This is a genomic window from Prevotella sp. AM23-5 (genome assembly GCF_003473645.1).
Lineage (GTDB): Bacteria > Bacteroidota > Bacteroidia > Bacteroidales > Bacteroidaceae > Prevotella > Prevotella copri_A.
Window position 1 is genome coordinate 1 of sequence record NZ_QUCG01000115.1, and the last position, 5,269, is coordinate 5,269.

General features: G+C 39.1%; 6 protein-coding genes. All 6 read right to left on the reverse strand.

Annotated elements, in window-relative coordinates; all coding sequences use genetic code 11:
• Positions 1–111: 111 nt before the first annotated feature.
• Positions 112–861, reverse strand: coding sequence for a hypothetical protein (locus DW657_RS16365; protein WP_118313462.1), 750 nt, complete (start codon positions 859–861; stop codon positions 112–114).
• A 1-nt stretch (position 862) separates the two neighbouring features.
• Complete coding sequence (locus DW657_RS16370) at positions 863–1,327, reverse strand: ankyrin repeat domain-containing protein (protein ID WP_118313463.1); 465 nt, start codon at positions 1,325–1,327, stop codon at positions 863–865.
• Between the two features lie 12 nt (positions 1,328–1,339).
• Positions 1,340–2,002 (reverse strand): hypothetical protein, encoded by a 663-nt coding sequence (locus tag DW657_RS16375; RefSeq protein WP_117695802.1) that lies wholly within the window; start codon positions 2,000–2,002, stop codon positions 1,340–1,342.
• Positions 2,003–2,023: 21 nt separating this feature from the next.
• Positions 2,024–3,169, reverse strand: a complete 1,146-nt coding sequence (locus DW657_RS16380) for a YhcG family protein (RefSeq protein WP_118313464.1) — start codon at positions 3,167–3,169, stop codon at positions 2,024–2,026.
• A 593-nt stretch (positions 3,170–3,762) separates the two neighbouring features.
• Positions 3,763–4,134 (reverse strand): hypothetical protein, encoded by a 372-nt coding sequence (locus tag DW657_RS16385; RefSeq protein WP_118163905.1) that lies wholly within the window; start codon positions 4,132–4,134, stop codon positions 3,763–3,765.
• The coding region (locus DW657_RS16390; RefSeq protein WP_233547198.1) for a site-specific integrase at positions 4,131–5,269 on the reverse strand (1,139 nt) is incomplete at its 5' end. The genes DW657_RS16385 and DW657_RS16390, both read right to left, overlap by 4 nt.

Sequence of the window (5,269 nt, forward strand, 5' to 3'; positions counted from 1 at the left end):
ATTACATAAGAATTAACAGAGTATTGTCTATAAATCCATTATAATTTTTGTTTTTTTTTGCTATCCCCTAAATATAACGATTTTTTGGGGCTCTTCTTCAGTTTCTTCTAACTATTTCATGTGCCTTTCTGAATAGGGAGTGAATTGTAATGCAAAGCGTTTATGTGCTGCTTTAAGATATGAGTCGTAGGCATGGTCAGAATGGTTATATTTATAAGGAACGATTTTCCCTTTTCTTAAGCGGACAATACGCCCTTGTTCGTCTATTCGATAGAAGAAAGTATGATAGTAGTTGTCCAAGCATGGATTTTTGTCTTCGTCAAGCCAAGAATTTTCTTCAAATACCTCTAATTTAAGAAGATTACTTTGCTCGTTATATACCCATTTACTTCTTTGAATATCCTCTGTAGGAATATGCCGTTTGCTATTGAAACTGAACTTTATAAATGTGGGGGTAATTTCGTTTATGCCTAAATATAATGCATCTGCAATTTTTCCATCATGCCCATAAGTAACAAGAAATGTTTCATTTGTTTTCCATTCAAAACCAATGCTCTTTATGTTAAAGGCACAGGCAAGGACTTGTGTATATGGTTGACTGACACCGACGAGCCTAACTTCTCTGTTTTGTACCTCTTTACGGTGATAGAAAATATCTCCGAGAAGTTCTTTTACTAAAGTTTCTTTTAGTAGGACACCGCTATCCGGTGGAGCTTGTTGTAAAGTGTAGAAATGAGTATTTATGCTATCTATTTTTTCTACAAGATGCGAAAAACTTACAGACCTTGGTTGACATAGACAAGAGGATAGCCCCATTGCTATGACCAAGACTATAACGATTGTCAATAAGAAATGCCTCATATTACTTTTTACTTTGGTATTTTGAAATTAGATTTTTATTTGCAAGAATATTAATCATTTCTGTATCTTCAATTTGCTTTGCGAAATCTAAAGGAGAGCGCATAGCATTATTTTTACTTAATGCATCTGCTCCGTATTTTACAAGCAATTTGACTAAACAATAATCATCATTAGCATTGAATACAGCATACCATAGAGGATTATTGCCATAGCAATCAATAATATTTACATTTGCTCCCTCTTGTAATAACAATTCTGCAATGGTTATATTGTTGTATTGCGCACAGAAATGTAAAGGAGTACATCCCATTTTATCTTGATGATCAATATCAATGCCTTTATTCACTAAATCAATAGCAATTGCATTTTCACAAGATACAATAGCTTCTTGTAGAAGATTTCTACCATACGCATTGCTATAATTTATATTTCTTTCAAGTATATTTTTTCGTTCATAGATTCTCATTTCAAGAACATTTTATTTATGATAAATCTGTATGCCTTTAACATCTGCGATACCCTCAAACATAATGGTTTCGTCATCGACTTTATTGATTTTATTTACGTATTGTCTTCCATTTATGTCATTGAGATATAAGGAATCATTTTGCAAACAATAGGTATATCTGTATAGGGTATCAGCTTGTGAGTATAATTCCACCGTACTATCATTGAAAAATTCAATCTCAGGATAATTGATCTGTCTTTCTCCACCATTCAAAGTCCAATGACCAACCAAATCCTCATTAGTGCAAAATTCGGTATTGTCTATTTTCGGAGCACTGATTGTACTAATTGAAAATAACAACCTAAGAATTAATATTGGTACTATCGGACATAGATAATAAAGCCAAGTTGCTCTTAAGTTCTTTGAAAGTTGAAACATAAATCTCAACAAAGGGAACAAGTAGATAGGATACAAGTAGATGGTTATAAGCATACCATAACGACATATTTTGTCTACATCAGAGCGAACAGGGGCATCAAAGAAGAATATAGAAACATAGCATCCCAAGGGCCATAATATCAGCGAAAATGCCATAAGTATAAAGAACACCTTCTGTAAAATAGTGGGTGTTCCTCCTAATATGCGAGCTATCAGCCCATCATTAGGTTCTTGTTTTATTTCTTCTTTGTTCATGCAAAAACAGTTCCGTTACTTTTAGTTATCTTTCAACCCCTTTTCCAATTCCTCAATAGTCGGCATAGATGATTTGAAGTCTTTCGGGAAGAGTTTGGAGAGCTGATATTCCGATATACCCATTGGTTCCTTGTATGACTCCAAGGCATATTTAGCCACTACGTTGTCTTTGTCCTTACAGATAAGCAAGCCAATGGTAGGATTGTCTATATCGGTCTTGAATTGGTGGTTGATGGCAGATACATAGAAGCTCAATTGTCCTAAGAACGATGGATGGAATGACTGAGCTTTTAGCTCTATGACCACATAGGCATGGAGGTGGGCATTGTAAAACAACAAGTCTGGGAAGAACTCCTGTTGTCCTACCTCCAAGCGGAATTGTCTGCCCATATACGAAAAGCCTTTTCCGAGTTCCAAGAGGAAACGTGTTACATTGTTCACCAATTCATCTTCGATGTCACGCTCGTCATATTTCTCCCTTAAGTTAAGGAAGTCCAACTGATAAGGGTCTTTGGTTATCTGTTGCGCCAAGTCGCTTTGTACAGCAGGAAGCGTAGCCTGGAAGTTGGTGATAGCCTTGCCGTCACGCTCATATAGGTCTGTGTCAAGCCAGTTGAGCAGAACGTCACGCCCCCAATTGTTCTCCCAAGTCTTTCTTACAAAGAACAAAGCCTTATCCATATTGCCCTTGCACTTATCTATGATACGACGATGGTGGTCCCAAGGAATAAGAAAAAGCAATTTGAAATCGTCCGCAGTTTGCGGACGATTTTTACTTTGTACTACAACTCGCTGAATATCTGCAATATACAAGCCCTCTATAAAAATGTCCGCAAGCTGCGGACAATTTGCCTGTAATGGTGCATAGAGCTTATAAAAGTAGCTCATGTACTTCAAGTTAGTTGGTGAGAATCCCTTCACCCCTGGCATTTCGTTCTTCAAATCCTGACTGAGATTTTTGTAAAATCCAGAGCCATAAGTATTAGTATATTGCTTAGCTTCAATGTCTCGTCCCAACTTCCAATAGAAGTCCAACAAGTAGCCATTGGTGGCACATGACGCTTTGAGGCGATGGCTGTAGAATCGTTCCTTGAGTTCCACAAGCCAGTCCTTGTAGTCGCAATCATCATGAAGGACTACTGCTAAGTCTATATTTTTCTTTGCCATAATTCTAAAACCATTTAATGCTACAAATATAATGTTTTATCTTGATAATCAATCAGAAAAAATGAATAATTGGCATATGTTGCTACTATTTAGACAAATTAAAATTATTATCTGTAAAATTGCCCGACTTAGGAGGACAATTCGTTTGTTCTTTCAAGAGTAACTTGAAAGGTTTCGAGTAACTCGAAACATACCTTGCTGTGTCTTTATGGACACCATGTTTTGGCAAGAGTAAATCTAATACCATTGAAAACACTGCGGAGGTTCGCCCAGTGGCTGGAGGCGCAAAGCCTCCAAGGAACGGCTCATTTTCTTTATGCTAAAGGATGAAAACGAAAAAAATCCCGAAGAATGAGTTTTCCTTGAATGCCATTCCTCGGGATGAACAAAAATGTATTCCTGCATGTCATACGTTTTATATGTCATACGATAAAAATGTAAAACGTATGGCATCAATGCATATATGCTTACACACTTCTTTGCATGGATACTTCTTTATCAAATTGCAACTGCACTTCCATACGACAATGAATCAGTACGTCAATAAGTCAATACGACAGCGAATCATCGAAGCGTCAAAAAAGCGACCATTCTCAACTAAAGGAATTAGTCCCTCCATAGAGTTGCAAGACAATGTTTGTTTTCTCTTTTGCTCCGTACAATCTCTTGATGATGGCATCACGAAGTTGTGCCGCACCATTAGAGTTTAGACGGAAGCAAATGGCAACAACCATAGGGAATCCATACAACGTTTGCCAAATACCCTTGGAAAGTTCTTCCCTTCGTTGGACTTCCGACATAGACAACATACCTTCTTTATATATAGCTCGTATCACAGCATTGAGTTTCGGGGCAGTGATATAAAGCATATCAATCAACTCACTCTCACTCATCCACAAGTCCTCCAAGTTGGACGGAATTGAAAGCCTTCCATTGCCATCCACGGTGATTACAGTCCGTTTCATGCCATTCCTCCCATTACAGGCAAATGCCCCTTGATTCGACTTTCAAAGACAGATATGTCATGGTCAAATTTTGTGCTTGTCACCTTGGCGTATATCTGTGTTGTGGTGATATTCGTGTGACCAAGAATCTTGCTCACGCTCTCTATCGGCATACCATACTCCAAGGCTAAAACAGCCCAACTATGACGTGAGACATGAAATGATACATGCTTCTTTATACCACACATTGCAGCAACTTTCTTGATGCGCTTGTTAATGCTGTCAAGATTACCGATATTGAACAAGTGGTTGTCTTTTCTGAAAGACTTGTATCTCTCAACAATCTGCATGGGAATATCCATCAGCTTGATTTGGAACGGTACGCCTGTCTTCTGACGCTTGGACACTATCCAAGGAGCACCGTTTACCATGCTGATGTTATCTTCCGTCAAGTTCTTGATGTCGATGAAAGCTATACCTGTCCAACTGCCAAAGATAAAAAGGTCTCTCGCAAATGCCATATTGGGGTCTTCCAACTTTATCTCAGTCATGGCGGTAAGCTCGTCCAAGGTCAAGAACTCACGTTCCTTGTGGTCTGGATCAACGTGGTACATGGCAAACGGATTTCTCGGTATCTTGCCGTTGTAGTGTGCTGCCGTGACGATATGTTTCAGAGGTATGGAGTAAATCCAAATGGAGGACTGCGCAAGCCCTACCACATTTTTCAAGTAAAGGCAATAGTCACGGATAAACTCCTCGGTAAGCTCATTCATGGACATATCGCTGCGCTTGTACTGATACTTGATGAACTCGGCAACGTACTTTCTCACCACAAGATACTTGTTGTAAGTGTTCTTGGCTCTGTCCTTACCTACACGTTTGGCAAAAGCTGCGTTCTCCTTGTCGAAAGCTCTGAGCAAGGTCTCGTATTCGGTGCCTATGCCTTGATAGGCGTTTCTCACCATTTCAGCAGTAACGAACGCCTCACGGTCGGAAAGTCGCTGGTAATGCTTGGCGATTTGAGCCTTGATGTTGTCAAGCGCAAAGTTCACCTCCTTGGCTTCCTTGCTCTTGCCAATGGCTCTGTTGCCCTTGGCATCCCAGATAGCCTTGGTCACGCTCTGCTTGCAACTGAACTGTGCGATTGTTCCGTTGA